Origin of the sequence: Pedobacter nanyangensis, from assembly GCF_003313505.1 — a bacterium.
GTDB lineage: Bacteria > Bacteroidota > Bacteroidia > Sphingobacteriales > Sphingobacteriaceae > Pedobacter > Pedobacter nanyangensis.
This window is the reverse complement of the sequence record NZ_QMHO01000007.1, coordinates 196,404-211,856: the sequence shown is the minus strand read 5'-3', so window position 1 is coordinate 211,856 and position 15,453 is coordinate 196,404. Positions and strand designations below refer to the sequence as shown.

15 protein-coding genes are annotated in these 15,453 nt (G+C 40.6%); 5 read left to right on the top strand and 10 right to left on the bottom strand.

The features are described from left to right. The first annotated feature begins 75 nt into the window (after positions 1-75). Together DUT71_RS13480 and DUT71_RS20230 are read left to right on the top strand one after the other, a co-directional pair. Positions 76-963: a UbiA prenyltransferase family protein gene (locus DUT71_RS13480; protein ID WP_113663056.1), complete on the top strand. Its 888-nt coding sequence runs from the start codon at positions 76-78 to the stop codon at positions 961-963. Positions 964-1,019: 56 nt separating this feature from the next. Next, positions 1,020-1,184: a hypothetical protein gene (locus DUT71_RS20230; protein ID WP_162796037.1), complete on the top strand. Its 165-nt coding sequence runs from the start codon at positions 1,020-1,022 to the stop codon at positions 1,182-1,184. Positions 1,185-1,219: 35 nt separating this feature from the next. On the opposite strand, the gene DUT71_RS13475 is transcribed toward DUT71_RS20230, so the two are convergent. The 3 genes from DUT71_RS13475 to DUT71_RS13465 all read right to left on the bottom strand — a co-directional run bounded on the left by DUT71_RS13475 (position 1,220) and on the right by DUT71_RS13465 (position 5,605). Then, a complete protein-coding gene (locus tag DUT71_RS13475; protein ID WP_113663055.1) occupies positions 1,220-1,909 on the bottom strand; it encodes a response regulator transcription factor in 690 nt (229 codons plus the stop codon). Positions 1,910-2,029: 120 nt separating this feature from the next. Further along, positions 2,030-3,700: a sensor histidine kinase gene (locus DUT71_RS13470; RefSeq protein ID WP_113663089.1), complete on the bottom strand. Its 1,671-nt coding sequence runs from the start codon at positions 3,698-3,700 to the stop codon at positions 2,030-2,032. A gap of 9 nt (positions 3,701-3,709) precedes the next feature. Next, positions 3,710-5,605 carry a S9 family peptidase gene (locus tag DUT71_RS13465; protein ID WP_240186934.1) on the bottom strand — a complete coding sequence of 632 codons (1,896 nt, stop codon included), beginning with the start codon at positions 5,603-5,605 and terminating at the stop codon, positions 3,710-3,712. Positions 5,606-5,826: 221 nt separating this feature from the next. On the opposite strand from DUT71_RS13465, the gene DUT71_RS13460 reads away from it, so the two are divergent. Genes DUT71_RS13460 through rfbC form a run of 3 tightly spaced genes read left to right on the top strand, consistent with a single transcriptional unit; the run spans position 5,827 to position 8,512 of the window. After that, positions 5,827-7,635: a tetratricopeptide repeat protein gene (locus DUT71_RS13460; RefSeq protein ID WP_113663054.1), complete on the top strand. Its 1,809-nt coding sequence runs from the start codon at positions 5,827-5,829 to the stop codon at positions 7,633-7,635. A 15-nt stretch (positions 7,636-7,650) separates the two neighbouring features. Continuing rightward, positions 7,651-7,953 carry a DUF4286 family protein gene (locus DUT71_RS13455; RefSeq protein ID WP_113663053.1) on the top strand — a complete coding sequence of 101 codons (303 nt, stop codon included), beginning with the start codon at positions 7,651-7,653 and terminating at the stop codon, positions 7,951-7,953. Positions 7,954-7,957: 4 nt separating this feature from the next. Beyond that, positions 7,958-8,512 carry a dTDP-4-dehydrorhamnose 3,5-epimerase gene (gene rfbC, locus DUT71_RS13450; protein ID WP_113663052.1) on the top strand — a complete coding sequence of 185 codons (555 nt, stop codon included), beginning with the start codon at positions 7,958-7,960 and terminating at the stop codon, positions 8,510-8,512. 143 nt (positions 8,513-8,655) lie between these two features. On the opposite strand, the gene DUT71_RS13445 is transcribed toward rfbC, so the two are convergent. The 7 genes from DUT71_RS13445 to DUT71_RS13415 form a co-directional block, all read right to left on the bottom strand. Continuing rightward, positions 8,656-9,498 carry an OmpA/MotB family protein gene (locus DUT71_RS13445; protein WP_113663051.1) on the bottom strand — a complete coding sequence of 281 codons (843 nt, stop codon included), beginning with the start codon at positions 9,496-9,498 and terminating at the stop codon, positions 8,656-8,658. 31 nt (positions 9,499-9,529) lie between these two features. After that, positions 9,530-10,189 carry a DUF2461 domain-containing protein gene (locus DUT71_RS13440; protein WP_113663087.1) on the bottom strand — a complete coding sequence of 220 codons (660 nt, stop codon included), beginning with the start codon at positions 10,187-10,189 and terminating at the stop codon, positions 9,530-9,532. A gap of 145 nt (positions 10,190-10,334) precedes the next feature. Continuing rightward, positions 10,335-10,580, bottom strand: a complete 246-nt coding sequence (locus DUT71_RS13435) for a hypothetical protein (protein WP_113663050.1) — start codon at positions 10,578-10,580, stop codon at positions 10,335-10,337. Positions 10,581-10,641: 61 nt separating this feature from the next. Then, a complete protein-coding gene (locus tag DUT71_RS13430; protein ID WP_113663049.1) occupies positions 10,642-11,043 on the bottom strand; it encodes a hypothetical protein in 402 nt (133 codons plus the stop codon). Positions 11,044-11,342: 299 nt separating this feature from the next. Further along, a complete protein-coding gene (locus DUT71_RS13425; protein ID WP_113663048.1) occupies positions 11,343-12,659 on the bottom strand; it encodes a DUF4302 domain-containing protein in 1,317 nt (438 codons plus the stop codon). A 9-nt stretch (positions 12,660-12,668) separates the two neighbouring features. Beyond that, the gene (locus DUT71_RS13420; RefSeq protein WP_113663047.1) at positions 12,669-13,985 is read right to left on the bottom strand and encodes a zinc-binding metallopeptidase; all 1,317 of its coding nucleotides are present in this window, start codon (positions 13,983-13,985) and stop codon (positions 12,669-12,671) included. An 18-nt stretch (positions 13,986-14,003) separates the two neighbouring features. Next, entirely contained in the window at positions 14,004-15,452 is a 1,449-nt protein-coding gene (locus tag DUT71_RS13415; protein WP_113663046.1) for a RagB/SusD family nutrient uptake outer membrane protein, read from the bottom strand. Position 15,453 lies beyond the last annotated feature (1 nt).

Here is a 15,453-nt window from a genome sequence, read left to right as displayed (position 1 = left end):
GTGTTGCCTGTGACGTGTTAAAAGATACGGGGTTGTGCCCGTAACCGATAACCCAAAACCTACAACTAAAAATAAATGATCCGAAAAATAGGTTTATCCGTTCTTGATTTTCTGCTGTTCAGCAATTTCTTTATTGCAATTTGCGCAGTTGCCCAAGGCTTGGTTACCTATCACCTGCTCAGGGCCAGGCCTAGTGAACATGTATTGGCATTTTTGTTTTTCTCCACGTTGATGATCTATAACCTGGCGGTGTTGTTATCAACACCAAAAGCTCCGGAGCAATCACCTTTCAAGCGTGTGAGGTGGATCTTTTCCCACCATAGGTTTACCATTTCCACTACACTTATTTCAGCCCTGTGCTTAATCCCTCTGGGCCTACTCTACCTTAGTTTCGAATCCAAATTATTGATGGGCTTTGTGGGTTTGCTTGCGGTTGCTTACAATATCCCGTTCCTTACCCTTAACGGCAAAAAAATAGGCTTAAGAAACATCCCGGGCATTAAGCTTTTTCTTATTGCCTTTGTATGGGCCAGCAGCTGTGTGCTCCTACCCATTGTTGAACTGGAAAGCTTGCACCAAATTCAGGTTCCTTTAAGTGAAACAGTGTTGTTGGTGGCCAAGAGGTTTCTGTTTATCTGCGCCATCACTATTCCGTTCGACATTAGAGACTTGTTTCAGGATAAGCTTTACGAACTAAAGACCATTCCGGTAATTTTAGGTGAAAAAACAACCTGGTTTTTTTGCCAGGCTTTGTTAGCAATTTACCTGCTGCTATTGGTATTATTCACCAAAGCCATTAATCTGGACGTGATAGGGCTTACCTTAACCGTATTGCTTACGGGATGGCTCATCTTTAAATCTAATTTTAAAAGGAACGAGTATTATTATTTCTTTTATTTAGATGGCACCATGTTACTACAATACCTGATATTGGTTGCTTGTAGCTGGATTCCAATATCCTAATCCCTCGGGTATAGTTGGCATGCTCTTTGCAAAATATCCAGTAAAATCCAACTGAAATGAAAAAGAAACTCATTATCCCGATATTTTGCATTGTGGCCACATTATTTGCTTCATGCTACGCAACGGCCGGCAACAGCGGCAAAGTCCCTCCAGGGCAGGTAAAGAAAGCTACAGGTGCTAAATCTGCAAAGCCTTATGCTCCTGGGCAAAACAAAAACTAAAAAAAGGCCCTGTATTTAAAATACGGGGCCTTTTTTTATCCGGCGTTAAAGCGATAGCCTACGCCTCTCACGGTTTGCAACAGCTGTGGATTATCGGCATTGGCTTCTATTTTCTTACGCAAGCGTACAATGTGCATATCCAAGGTACGTGTGTTCACATCCGAATTGTAGCCCCATACCTCTAACATCAGGTCTTCTCTGCTGATCACCTGGTTAGGGTTGCGAAGGAAATAGAGCAATATCCTATTTTCCAAAATGGTCAATTCTATTTTCTTGCCATCGCGGAAAAGCGTGTGGATATTTGGATGGTGCTCCATGTTGCCAAAGCGGTGGATCTCGGATCTATCGGCATTCAGCAAAAACTTCACCTTGCTTTCCAACATGGCCACCAAAACATCCATATTGAATGGTTTAGTGACATAATCCGATGCCCCAAACTGATAGGCATCTATCTTATCTACGTCCTGCGCTTTGGCGGTCATCATGATGATCAGCCCTTCAAAGCCTTGCTTACGAACTTCTTCGCAAACTTCAGAGCCTTCTTTTCCGGGCAACATCCAATCTAAAAGTACAATATCGGGTTTCTCGGCACCAATGGTTTGTACCGCTGCTATACCATCCCCTTCTTCCAAAACCTGGTATCCCTCATTTTTTAGTCGATGAACTACCAAAAAACGTAAATTTTCATCGTCCTCTACAATTAGTATCTTAATATCTTTTGACATAACTTTTTAAATTTTGAATGATTGAATTTTAAATGAGTAAATGACGGCTCAAGCAAATATTCCTACATGCTATGATCATCTCGTTAGTTAAACATTGCATCACTTAATCCTTCACACCTGTTATTGCACATAAGGCAATACGATCTTAAATTCGGTGCCTTTACCTACCACACTGCGCACGGTAATTTCGCCTTTCATAAAATTAACAAGTTCCTTACAAAAAGCCAAACCTAAACCCACACTTCCTGCTTGGTTATACTGATTTTGAACTCTATAAAATTTCTTAAAGATGTTATTGATTTCTGATGCCGGAATACCTATACCCGCATCCTTAAAACGCAAAACTACTTTATCCTTGATTAGCCTGGCGGTAATGTGCAGTTGCTTTTGGTTGGGCGGCGAGTATTTATAGGCATTTTCCACCAAATTATCAAACAAACTACCCAAAAGTACCGGATCAGTCACAAAGTGGGTAAATTCATTAACTTCATAGCTCAATTTAAAATCGGGGTGTTTAAGCTGGTGGGCATCAATGGTACTTTCTATAAACTCCACCATGTCAATACGATCTTCGTTAAGCTTGATGGCCTTATTTTCAATCTGGGTAAAGGCCAGCAGTTTATTCATCAGGCCGTTAAGCTTATCGGCTTCTTCGTCCAGTATTTTTCCGTATAGCTTTTGTTCCCTTTCAGAAATGCTGGCGGCGCTTTTGATATTATTGCCGGCAATTTTGATGACACTAACGGGTGTTTTAAATTCATGGGTAAGGTTGGTTAAAAAATCATACTGTAGCTTAAACATCTTGTGGTTGATATTTAGGTTACGATAGATTAAAAAGGCCACGAGCAACAGCAATCCATAAAAAATCAGGATCAGGGCGGCAATTGGGAAAAAGTAACCAAAAATCTCTTTCTTAATAAAAGATTTAGCCGAGATGAAGTACAGCTTGTAGGCTGAAAATGGGCCTCCCAAAGTGATTTCTCCCGTTTCATATTCCGATGAAGTTTCCAAAGGATCGTAGCTGATGGGCTCAATGCGCACCGATTGGTAAAGCAATGGCCTGTTGTTCTTGATCTTGATTTTCATCGGGTCAAGCTCAAAAGAAAGCATGTCTTGTTGATACACTGGTTCTGATGGCAGCTTTTTGGTAATCATCTGCTTATACACTTTCAGGTCCTCAAAGCGGGGGATATTGAAATAATCGATCCTATTGGGCTTAATATTGGAGAAGATATTGAACAACTCTTCCTGTGTGGGCACTCTGGTGGTGTCCAGCTTATTCACAAAAGTATAAAGCTTTAAAGCCAGCTCGTTAAAGCTTTCCAGTGTGGCGTTACTTTGTACCGCATTGGCCCCAAAAATCTTTACGGAATCATCTGGGATATAGGTACCAAACTGATAGGCATTTTTCATCCCCACAGAAAATTCCCCTACGTTTAGCCCATTATCTTCGTAGCGCATATTGCGTACTTCGGCATCAAAAAAGAATACCTTTTTCACAAAAGGATATTTGAGCAATATGGTATCTACAAACTTGGCGGCCGTGGCTGAGTCGAGAAAGCCATTGTAATAGGAAATTTCGGGCAGCTTATTGGAAAAGAAATCGTTATAAGGCTTGATACTTTCTTCCAGCACATTGGTTTTTGCCGAAATAAAGTCGCCTTCTATCTTTTTCTTGCTGAAATTAAAGGCCAAAAACAGAGAGAGTACAAACAATACCGATATCAGGCCGATAAATGCAGCGATGAGGGAAAAGTTTTTACGGTAACCGCTTTCTTTAACAGACTCCATGGGCATAACCTAGCGCTTTTTTAAATTGCCCTGTAAAAAAAGCTCTAGTGCCGCGTATGATTTTTTGCGGGCTTCTTCCCTGTTCAACGGCGATTTATTGTCTTCTTTTTCCAAATAGGTTACGGGCAGGTTCAGCTTTTTAAGTTCCTTTACAAACTGTACCGCATCATTCCCATTAATTCTTGGATCTTTAGCGCTTTGCGTGATGAACACGGGTATGCTTACCTTATCTGCATGAAAAACAGGCGAAGCCTGCCTCATGTATTCCGCATCTTTATCTGGGTTGCCAACAATTTCGTAATACATTTGAAGGTTGGACGTTAGAAACGGCGGAATTGTTTTCAGGTAGCTGAAAAGATTTAAAACTCCGGTACTTGAACCTGCACATTTATATAGTTTGGCATTTCCAATGGCGCTGTTAATGGCAATTAATCCACCAAAGCCATAGCCATAAATAGCCACACGATTTGGATCGGCTATTTTTTGATCAATGAGCCACAATACGCCCGCATCAATATCCTGCTGTATTTTTTGGCCCCATTGCTTAAAACCTGCGGCATAAAACTCCTTCCCATAGCCTGTGGAGCCACGGTAGTTCACCTGCAGTACGGCATAGCCTCTGTTGGCCAAAAACTGTACATCGGCATTAAAACCCCATGAATTGCGCTGGCCGGGGCCGTTGTGCGGAATTACCACCACGGGCAGGTTTTCGGGCTGTACGCCCAATGGCAAGGTTAAATATCCGTTAATTTTGAACCCATCACTGGTTACATAGCTGATAGGTTTCATTTCGCACATTTCCTCTTCTTTGATGGAAGGATTAATATCGCTTAACTTCTTCAAAAAGTTGTTCTCTGCATAGTAAAGGTAATATGCCCCTGGGCTACGGTCGGTAAAAGTCCTTACAATAAAGTGCTGCTCATTTTTATCGCTGTGCACAATTTTCGATTCGGCATCGGGAATTAATTTCTCCAATCCTTGATAAAGCTTTTTGGCTTCGTCGTTCAAATAGTACTTTTCCTTTTTCCAGGTTTCATACACCACAAAATCCATTTTGCCCCTGCGTTTGGAATACTGTGCTTCTACCACGTTCAGGGTATCCTCCGCAAACAGCGCACTTTTTTCCTTTCCAGTAACACAGTCAATTTCTACCAAAGCATTTTTATCTCTATTTACATTAGAAATGGCATAAATAGTATTGGGCTTGCTTTCTGAAAAAGCCACAGGCCACAACGTAGTTTTAAAGTTATTGGTAATGATTTTCTGAAATGGCTTAGCCTCATTTTCGCGATACCATACAGATTCGTTTACGCCATCGGTAGAAATGGCCATTCTCAGTTTTCCTTTGCTATCGGTAAGCCAATCGGTAAAGTTTCCGGGGTTTTTGGCGGCAATCAGCATCTGTCCATTTCTAACATTTAGTTTATAAACGTCAAACACGGTAGAATCTCTTTTATTGCTGCTTACCAACAGGAATTTATCTTCTATCAATTGGTCTTCAAGCAAACGGATCTTACTTTTGCCATCGTTACTTAAAAGACGCTCCTGGGTACCATTCCTGTTAACAATGTACAAATCCGTTTGGAACCTACTGCCTTCTTTTTCCTTGTAGTAAATCAGTTCATCATTGCTTACCCAGCAATAGAAGTTGATGTTACGTTCTTCAAGTTTTGAAACTTCTACGGTATTGCCCTTTTCCAAATCCTCTACTACCAGATGTTGCTTTTTATCCTTAAGGGTAAGATAAGAAAGGTGCTTGCCATTGGGCGATAATCGATACAAAGCCCTATCCTGCGTTTTAAAGAAATCATTCACAGGGACTTCCCTTACTTTGGTATCACGATTGCATGCAAAAAGCGCTACCACCAACAACAACCATACATATTTTTTCACTGCAATCATCATGTCGCAAAATTACACAACCCTATAGCCGTTGGGCTATTAGCATTAATATTGTTACTTATTTCAAAGGCTAGTTTACATTCAAATAAAATAACTATTTGGCATTTTACGGAAAATACACCGTAACATTTAAAATACAGTACGGCGCCCAACGTTATTTTATATTCAATGCGTAATTATAAGCTTAAAAAATTTAATTTTAGCAATTAGCGAAAAAGATGCCCATGAAACGTCTGATGTTATTACTTCTTGGCTGCTGCTACTATATTTCCAGTTTTGGGCAGCAAAATATAGATGAAGCACTGGCCTATCAGTACTATCAGCAGGCAGATTATGCGAAAGCGGCCTCGTTGCTCGAAAAACTTTTTAAAAGCACCGGGAATGATGGGTATTTTGATCTCTATTATACGGCTTTACTTAAAATTAAAAAGTACGATGAGGCCGAAATTCTGGTTAAAAAATTGATCAAGCAATGGCCGCAAAAGCTCAATTACCAAATAGCCCTGGGGCGCATTTATCAGGAGCTGGGCAAAACTCCGGAGGCCAACAAAATTTATTATACCGCGATCCAAAATGTACCCAAAAACGAATTTCAGTTTAGGGAACTTGCCAATGCTTTTTACCGGTTCGAAGCTTATGATATGGCCGTTAACACGTTTTTACAGGGACGCAAAGTACTTGGCGACGAGCAGCTCTTTACGTTTGAGCTCTTAAGTATCTATAGGTTTAAGAAGGACAAACAGGCGTTGATCGATGAATATATCCATGCACTTCCTTCCAATCCGCAATTGGTGCCACAAGCACAAAGCGTACTATCGAACATTTTTGAAGGCAACAGCGACTATCAGCTGCTCCAATCTGCTTTGCTCAAAAAGATACAAAAAGACCCTCAAAATGAAATTTATACCGAGCTCCTGATTTGGCAATATATCCAGCAACAGCAGTATGAAATGGCCTTGCGGCAGCTTATTGCGCAAGATAAAAGAGCTAAGAATGCCAGCGATTTGATTTTTAATACGGCCAATACTTTTGTAGCCAACAAGGCTTTTTCAACGGCCATCAAAGCTTATGAGTACCTGCTCAGCAAAGGGCCTGAGCAAGAGCTTTACCTACCTGCAAAAATACAGCTTATTAATGCCAAATACGAACTGGCCATGCAGGGAAAAATAGATCAAACAGCCGTTAAAGCGCTGGCAGAGGAATTTGCACTGGTAATTAGTCAGTATGGGATTAGCAACCAAACCATTTTTGCCCTTAAAAAACTATCTTACCTACAAGCCTACTACCTAAACAACCTACCCGATGCAGAAAAAACCTTAGAACAGGCATTAAAAGTGCCAGGTTTACCAGCAATGGAACTAGGCGAGGTAAAAATAGATTTGGGCGACATTTATGTGCTGAACAAACAGCCTTGGGAGGCCTTGCTGGTTTATGAACAGGTTGCCAAGCAATATGAAAATCTTCCGGTAGCTAGCGAGGCTCGTTTCCGATCGGCACGACTATCTTTCTACCAAGGCAATTTTAAATATGCCAAATCACAGGCCGACGTGCTTAAAGCCTCCACTTCGCAGCTGATGGCTAACGACGCCCTCAACCTAAGCCTTTTGATTTCCGATAACCTGCAAAGCAAAAACGACAGTTTGGCCCTGATGATGTATGCAGATGCTGAAATGCTCCAGTTCGTCAACAACAATGCCGCAGCAATCAAAAAATTGGATAGTATTGATCTTGCATTTCCAAACAATAGCCTGGCCGACGATGTACTGATGTCCAAAGCCAAAATCTTTATTAAAACCCATGATTTTGTGAAAGCCGAGGAAAACCTAAAGCAACTGATTGCCAATCATACGACCAGTATTTGGATTGACGATGCGATATTTACGCTAGCGGATATTTACGAGCACCAGCTGAAAAACATAGAGGGGGCCAAAAAATTATACCAGCAGTTGATTACCGACTTTCCGGGCAGCATGCTGAACACCGAGGCCAGAAAAAGATACCGCAATATCCGTGGGGATAATTTGGGGGCTTAAGTGTATCTTTGCCACATGCTATTATTTAATGTAACCGTAATTATCGAAGAAGCTTCGGCGCCCGATTGGCTGCAATGGATGACGGAAAGCCACATTGAGCAATTGATGGCAACAGAATGCTTTGTTTCCTATCGGCTGTTGAAGATTGTGGATTCGCCCAACGAGGGGCTCAGCTATTGTATCCAATTCATTGCGGAAGACCAAGCCCGCCATCAAACCTTTTTAGACTTGCACGAGCAATTGTTTATTGCCGAAATGTACAACCGCTACCCCAACAAGCTGGTTACCTTTAGCACTTTAATGGAATTTGTAGGATAAATTTATGAACTTAATAGAAACCCCAATAAAAGATCTCTTTGTCATTGAGCCTAAGCTTTGGCAAGATAGCAGGGGCTATTTTTACGAGAGCTTTAATCAACGTTTTTTTGAACAAGCTGGTATTAACGTCACTTTTGTACAGGACAACCAATCCTTTTCCAAAAAAGGAACTTTACGCGGTTTACATGCCCAGGCAAACCCATTTGCACAGGGCAAACTGGTAAGGGTAATACAAGGCCGTGTGGTTGATGTTGCCGTAGATATTAGAAAAAACTCTCCTACTTACGGGCAGCATTTTGCCATTGAATTAAGTGGTGAAAACCACAAACAATTATGGGTACCACCTGGCTTTTTACACGGATTTTTAACTTTAGAGGATGATACGATCTTCACCTATAAGGTAAGCAATTACTATGATAAGGATTCGGAAATAGGCATTATGTGGAATGACCCCACCATCAACATTGATTGGGCAGCCTATCTGGACACTAAGGAGTTTTCTTTGTCTGACAAAGATTTAGTGTTAAGTGATTTTGCATCACTACAATCACCATTTTAACCGATTATCAACGTCATCAATTATAAAAGCCACAAATGCACAAATCAAATCTGTGTATCTGTGGCTTTTTTATAGCCTCTTTTATTTTTCTATAGACTTACGAAGTTTAAATTTGAATAGCTTAAAAACTTCGTAAGTCTTAATTACTGTTTAATCAAATCGTACAGTTCGTCCAATTTTGGAGAAAGTACAATTTCAATTCTTCGGTTTTTGCTTCTGCCTTCGGCATTGGTATTTTCGGCCAAAGGCTGATATTGTCCCTTACCTGTTGCGGTCATTCTTACACTTTCTACCTTTTGCTCTTCGGTAAGGAAACGTACCACAGAGGTTGCCCGTAATACACTTAAATCCCAGTTATCTTTAATCTGACCTAAATTGTTGATGCGCTGCGAGTCGGTATGACCTTCTACGGCAATGTTAATTTCTGGCTGTTGCTTCAATACTTCGGCCAATTGGGTTAATGCTTGTTTTCCTCTTTCGTCGATAATGATACTTCCCGATGGGAACAATAATTTATCCGTTAGGGAAACATAAACTTTTCCGTTTTTAACTTCTACCGTTAGGCCGTTTTTAGTGAAACCAAGTAGTGCCTGTTGCAATTTAGCTCTCAATTGGTTGGTGGCTTCATCGCGTTTGCGCAATACTTCTTCTACCTCTTTTAGTCGTTGTTCACGCTTTTTCAGGTTTTCGTTCAGCTTGTTAATTTCTGATGAACTGTTGCTCCTCAATTTGCTGTAATTAGCATCCAAATCGCTGTAGCGCTGGTTAAGTGCCGCTAGCTGACTGTTCAGCGATGCGGTATCGGCTTGTAGGCGTTTAATGCGCTGCTCTAAACTTTCATTCTGCAATTGCGAGCTGTTCCATCCGGTATTAAGGGAATCTTGCTTGGCTAAAAGCGATTTATATTTTTTGGTAGAAAGCACCACGCACGAACTTAGCGTGGCGATAACTAAAAAAAGGGCAACTAAAAAATTGAATTTCCTCATTTGTGTATTTATCAATGTATGTTTTAAGGTGTTACTGATCTACTGCTTTGCGCAAAAATAAAATGAAAGGTTGAATGGTATGGAATGCTTTTTTCAACTTTTCCACGATATCCTTTTGATAAAAGTCTTCTTCCTTTAGCGGATAGATGGAAATAAAGCTTTTCAATTTCAAATACTCAATCATCGGATGATCTATTTCATATCCTTTTGGGGCTTTTTTCAGGCTATCTTCTTTGCTTAACGCGAATAATGCTTTGTAGTCCTTGTTGTTAACCACTGCTAAGAATTCATCGGCACTGTAATCGATTTCCTCTCTAATGCTTTTCACCACCTTGCTCTCGGGCATCCAAAATCCAGCGCCAAAGAAACAGCTTCCTGGTTCTAAGTGCAGATAGTAACTAGGCGTGGTTGGGCCATATCCCTTTACATCAAAGGCAATCCCGTAGTTCTTTTTGTAGGGCGCTTTGTTTGGACTAAAACGAATATCCCTGTAAATACGCAACAAGCATTTTTTGGGTTCGGTATCTGCCGAAAACTCGGGGTCAATGGCGGAAAGTTCCTTAATTAGCGGAGCTATCAAAGCAAAAAGATCGGCTTTGGCCTCTTCATAAAGGTTTTTGTTTTTTGCAAACCATTCGCGGTTGTTATTGTTAGCCAGTTCCCTCAGGAAATCAAAAGTGGATTTTTTCATCTGTTTAGATTCTATTTCATTTGTGATGAAGCTGCCGTCAAAAAATGACGGTGGTTTAAACATAAATCATCGCATTAGCCATTGATGCCAATGTAGCAAATTAATCTTTGTTTAAGGAAATTTTAAAGGTATTTAACAGTAGTAACTAGGCCAGCGGACTAGTATCTTTTTTACGGAAGTTGGTGTACCAAATTACGCCTACACCACCCGCTAATAAAAATGGAATGGCCAGCAAATACAAAACGCCAGAGTTTAAACCTTTAGTTTGTGTATTGCCATTCTTTACACCCATTTCGGCATTTGCAGTACACATTGCACATTGGGCTTTGGCTTGGGGGCTAAAGATCAGCACCGTGAAAAAGAAAAGTAATATGGCCAGTATTTTTTTCATGCCTCAAATTTAAAGTAAAATTGGCACAAGTTATTTCATTTTTAGGTAAAAGAATACCACACTAATGATTTGACTTCACTGGCCTAAGTTCTTCCAAAAAAGAAATCAGTTCTGTTTTAGAGGCTTCTGTGATTAAAGAAAGATCAATATTTATCTCTCGATTGTTTTTAGAAATTTTCAAGTGATCACCATTGATTTCGAAACCAGTAATGTCTTTTAAATAAAGCCAACGGGTCCATAATCCATTGATGACAAGTTTATCATTATCAATGGCAATATAATTAGCTTGCTTATCGAAAATAAGGAATAGCGTTGTACCAACGCCAACAAACAGGTAAGCATAATGGTTCCATTGGTATACTTGCTCCGTTACAAAATAGGAAATGCCCAGTAGTAAAAATATTGGGCCGGTCCAATAAGTTCCAAATTTGTATTTACTTCTTTTAAATTTAATGTTGATCATGAGGAAAACAAATAAAGTGATTCTTGAACAAACTTTGTTCAAATTATAGGCCGTAAGGACCAACTACTTGGCCATTTTGGATATACAACAAAAAATTATGCCTTTCATACGAGGAAAAACTACTAGGCAATAACCATAATTGCGAAAAAAATTAGACGTTTTTGTTTCATAATATTTTACCGTTAATTTAAGTGAAAAGATTAATACAGAGCTTGTTATAAATAAATTATGATTTTAAAAAACAGCTTGGCCATTAACCAAGCTGTTTAATTAACTATTACTCTAACTCACAAAACCCTCTACTGACTGAGCGTTCCATAGAAAAACGATGCAGGATTACTTTGGCCTAAGAAACCACCTACTTTAGCGCCAGCTGGAGCTGCTGCCGAGATGTAGGCAATTTTAAACGAATTGTTTGCGATATAGTTTCGTAAAGCAACTACATAGGTGGCTATGGTAGCCGCATTACCCGAAGGCGTACCCAATTGTGTAAAAGTAGCTACCCCTGTGGCGGCATTCAAGTTCATGGTATAATTGAAATCGGCCAAGAAAAACGAGTTAGGGCTCGACGGATTTCTATACCTAATTTGGAAGTTGATGGTGCCGTTGGTATTAAATAAAATGGTGATGTATTCGATGTATCTTCCGGCACCGCCCAAGGTACCCAGGCTTGTATTTGCAGTGTTGTAAGCTGTTTTAAAGGAGGCTGACTGATCTGGCATAGTGCTCATATTGATCAGCAAAGAATTCCAACGACTTGCCAACAAAGTATGCAGTTCAGGCGTTTCTTCCAACGGTAATGGCGACGGTGAAATTTCGATAATGATTTTGGTGGTTCCGTTTAAGAAATAAAATTGCTTGTTCACATCGTCCCAATATACCCTATCAAAGGTATAATTATTGATTTTGAGTGGTGATTTTAGTTCTAAGCCATCCAGTTTAAATGCAAAAGGCGAACTGGTTTTACCCGCTATGCTAATCGATTTATTTGAAATCGATATAGACACGGGGATTTGCTTTCCATCCAATAGTATAAAAAGGATTTTATTAGAGGTGGCAGCTGTTGCATCATCCATGAATGGCTTTAGGGCACCTGCCAAAAACTTTTGTTCATCTGCTGCCGTCAATTTAGACATAATGAACTTGTTTCCGTTGAATATGCCATCAAAATAAATGCTATCTGCAGTTGTTTTGGTAAATGCAAATTCAAAATCAGAAGCTAAACCTGTTGCATTACTGCCACCGCTTACTGATCCATTGGGATCTGCCGGCAAATGGATGTAATTATAACCGTCGAAAATCAATGTTGGCCTCATCAGTGCCTTTAATCGATAGGTGCTTTCGGCCAGTACCGTTGAAGTGGTAGCATTAAAATCTGAAAGCATTTTTACGGTTCCATCGGCATTAAATTTCAAATAGTACATGAAACCTTTTCCTCCCTTTGGATAGATTGTCGCCCTCCATCCGTTAGGTGCCGTCAGTAAATCGGCCTGTCTTGCTGCCAGTTCGGCGGTAAGCCTTTTATCTGGATCTTCCAATTTTGGATCTTCATCTTTCTTGCAGCCTACCACAAAACCCAACATGGTAAGCGCTATATAAATAAGTTGCTTTTTCATTTCAAAAAATTAATATGATAAAAACCCGTACATATAAGTATCTTGATTATTAAAATCGTAAACACCTGTATATTGCTTTGTGTTATTGGCGTTGTAGTAATATTTAACTCCAAATTGTTTGCCTAACAAGAAATTGGTCATGCTGGTTACGCCCGAAGCGATTACGTCAGCATTGGCATCCCTAGAGGCGTAGGTTAACGAAAAAGTTCCGTTGGTATTATTGGTAACATTGTGCACAAAATCTGCCGTAAATGCCGTGCCCGCAGTGTTTCTATAATAAAGCCTCAAGGTCATTTGCGTAGCCGAAGTACGTATCAGGGCCATTTGATCCAAAATCCTACCTGCTCCACCAACGCCGGCCAATCCGGTTGAAGTTTGGTTAAAAATGCTGATAAAAGGCGCAGACATATTTGGATTGGCAATCGGATCAATGGTCAGGATTGGCAACTTGTCTGTTCCAAATGCGAAATAATCGCCAGCATTTTCTGGGGCACGTTGGTTTAAGGCCGCTTGTACTTTTGCCTGTATGCTTTCGATATCAACGTTCCAGGTTTGCTTTAAATAAGCGGTTACCATGGTTTGCTTTTGGCGTACACTGGCCAATGCCGTAGCATCGGTAATGTTTCTGGTAAGTACTTCATAGCCGTTCCGGCCTTCTGTGATCATTAAGGCAATCATTTCTACAAAATCTTCTTCAGGTGCCGCCTGTGCATACTGCGAAATAAAGCCTTTGTTATAAAAGCCAGTGGCATTGTTCCAATCAGCCGTATAACCGCTTGGGGTAATGTACTGGTATTCTTTCTGGAACATCACCGTTTGGTGCAGAATATGGGAAAACTCGTGGTGTATGGTTTTTAGTATCCTTTTAGATACGGCCCTATTGGCAGCATCGTAATTGTTTACATTAAACAAAGTGATCTTGATGCCTCCTCCAGCTTCGCCCAAAGTAACCGTACCGCCGGAGTTGTAGCGCACGCTGCCGATAAGCACATAGTTTTTTGGCGCATAGGTACGGATAAAGTTAGCTCCCATCAAGTCAACATAGGGCTGAACCCACGCTGTATTTACCATTTCCATCAGCGGTTTTACCTGCTCTACCTTTGGCGGCACCAAAGTAAAGTTTGGATCTTGTTCTGTTCCATCCCAGCGATATTTAACCGCAATGTTGTAAGGTTTGGTAAAGGTATCGTAAAGCCAGGTATCTAAAGCTGTTTTAGGCCAGGTATCGCCACCTAAACCTACAATTTCCCTGTCTACGTTTTCAGTTTTTTTACAGCCAAACATTAATAACGCAATAGCCGTAAGTAAAATTCCTATTTTTTTCATGTTCAATTAGGCTTTATGTTATCTTGGATTTTTTTGTACTCCTGAAAGCAAAACTTCATCAGGTAATTGCCATTGTCTTCTTAGGTCATCAGCCTTTAATTCCTTTGATGATCCGTCTTCATAAACATGGACCACCGGAAGCTTGTGCCTAAGAATATCCATCCAGCGTATGCCCTCATGTACAAATTCTGCCCTTCTAAAGTCTAAAATTGCATTGGTGTACATGGCCTGCTCATTTGGCAAATTGCTGTAATATGCTTTTACCTTTGCATCAGTTACACCATTGGCCGAAGTATAATTGGTGATTCGTTTACTCAACAATGTGTTGATGTCGGTTACGCCGTTTGCATAAAGTCCCTTCATGATATAGGCCTCTGCCCTGTTCAACAATAGTTCTTCGGTGGTTAACGACGGCTGCATGATATAGCCCGTACCAGTGTTGGCGTTAATGCTTGTTCTTACAAAATGCTCGGCGTACTTGGGCACAAAATAATAGGTGCTTGAGAAGGAGAACTTCCTGTATGCCGAAAAATTAATTCCCATAGGGGCGGTGATACTGTTTAAGCGGTTTTGAGAGAAAGCGAAAACCGCCCTGTTGTAGTACCTGTTTAACCACGAGGTGGTTTGTATCAATAACAGGTTACCTGGCGTTGATGCCGTTGTAAAGGCGGTTCCTATCTCGGTGCTGCTTGGCATACTGCCGTACGAAGGCCAAGGTTTCAGGTTATCGGCAAAGTTATTTGCAGGAAAAGCCAAGTTGGCGCACTCAATTACCTTGTCGTAATCTTTCTTGAAAAGATAAAAACGGGCTGCAAGGGCATAAGCGGCTTTCTTGGTAAAATGGTAGGCCGGTACGGTATATAGATTATCCTTAATCAAAGGGATCCCTTCATCTAAATCTTTCTGGATTTGGGCATAGGTGTACGCTACCGATTTGCGTTCGTAATTTTTAAGCACGATATTTTCTGGCTCGGTAACATAGGGAATGCCCATGTCTGTTTCTGCGGTTGCCTTATCATAAGGTTTCGAGAAAAATATGGCTAACATCAAATGACCATAAGCCCTAGCTACCAAGGCCTCTCCTTTTTGGGCCTGATAATTTTCCGGATCAGCGGCTTTCTTAATGGCATCCAAAGCTTGGTTGGCTACTGAAATTGCCCGATAGGTGTTGGTCCAAAAATAGGTAGGAGAATCCTGGTTAATTGCCCTGATATCATTCCAAAAGTAAGAATCGAAGTTAGCTGGAACGTTGTTTCCAGTAGCATTTACAAAAGAAACATTATCAGACATCGACTCGGCCGCCAACACATAATTACCGGCGCTATAAGCGGTTACCAGTAACTCAGAGACTTTTTGTGGACTGTTTAATTGGGTTCTCTGATCGGGTGCATGCTCTAAAAATTTCTTACAACCTGTTGTGGAAACAATAAAGCTCACCGTAAGTATATAACTAAATAATTTTTTCATG

Coding starts and splice junctions, on each gene's coding strand:
- DUT71_RS13435 (WP_113663050.1), bottom strand. CDS start 10,580: ATGAAAAAAATACTGGCCATATTACTTTTCTTTTTCACGGTGCTGATC.
- DUT71_RS13415 (WP_113663046.1), bottom strand. CDS start 15,452: ATGAAAAAATTATTTAGTTATATACTTACGGTGAGCTTTATTGTTTCC.
- DUT71_RS13480 (WP_113663056.1), top strand. CDS start 76: ATGATCCGAAAAATAGGTTTATCCGTTCTTGATTTTCTGCTGTTCAGC.
- DUT71_RS20230 (WP_162796037.1), top strand. CDS start 1,020: ATGAAAAAGAAACTCATTATCCCGATATTTTGCATTGTGGCCACATTA.
- DUT71_RS13425 (WP_113663048.1), bottom strand. CDS start 12,659: ATGAAAAAGCAACTTATTTATATAGCGCTTACCATGTTGGGTTTTGTG.
- DUT71_RS13455 (WP_113663053.1), top strand. CDS start 7,651: ATGCTATTATTTAATGTAACCGTAATTATCGAAGAAGCTTCGGCGCCC.
- DUT71_RS13445 (WP_113663051.1), bottom strand. CDS start 9,498: ATGAGGAAATTCAATTTTTTAGTTGCCCTTTTTTTAGTTATCGCCACG.
- rfbC (WP_113663052.1), top strand. CDS start 7,958: ATGAACTTAATAGAAACCCCAATAAAAGATCTCTTTGTCATTGAGCCT.
- DUT71_RS13440 (WP_113663087.1), bottom strand. CDS start 10,189: ATGAAAAAATCCACTTTTGATTTCCTGAGGGAACTGGCTAACAATAAC.
- DUT71_RS13465 (WP_240186934.1), bottom strand. CDS start 5,605: ATGATGATTGCAGTGAAAAAATATGTATGGTTGTTGTTGGTGGTAGCG.
- DUT71_RS13470 (WP_113663089.1), bottom strand. CDS start 3,700: ATGGAGTCTGTTAAAGAAAGCGGTTACCGTAAAAACTTTTCCCTCATC.
- DUT71_RS13420 (WP_113663047.1), bottom strand. CDS start 13,985: ATGAAAAAAATAGGAATTTTACTTACGGCTATTGCGTTATTAATGTTT.
- DUT71_RS13430 (WP_113663049.1), bottom strand. CDS start 11,043: ATGATCAACATTAAATTTAAAAGAAGTAAATACAAATTTGGAACTTAT.
- DUT71_RS13460 (WP_113663054.1), top strand. CDS start 5,827: ATGAAACGTCTGATGTTATTACTTCTTGGCTGCTGCTACTATATTTCC.
- DUT71_RS13475 (WP_113663055.1), bottom strand. CDS start 1,909: ATGTCAAAAGATATTAAGATACTAATTGTAGAGGACGATGAAAATTTA.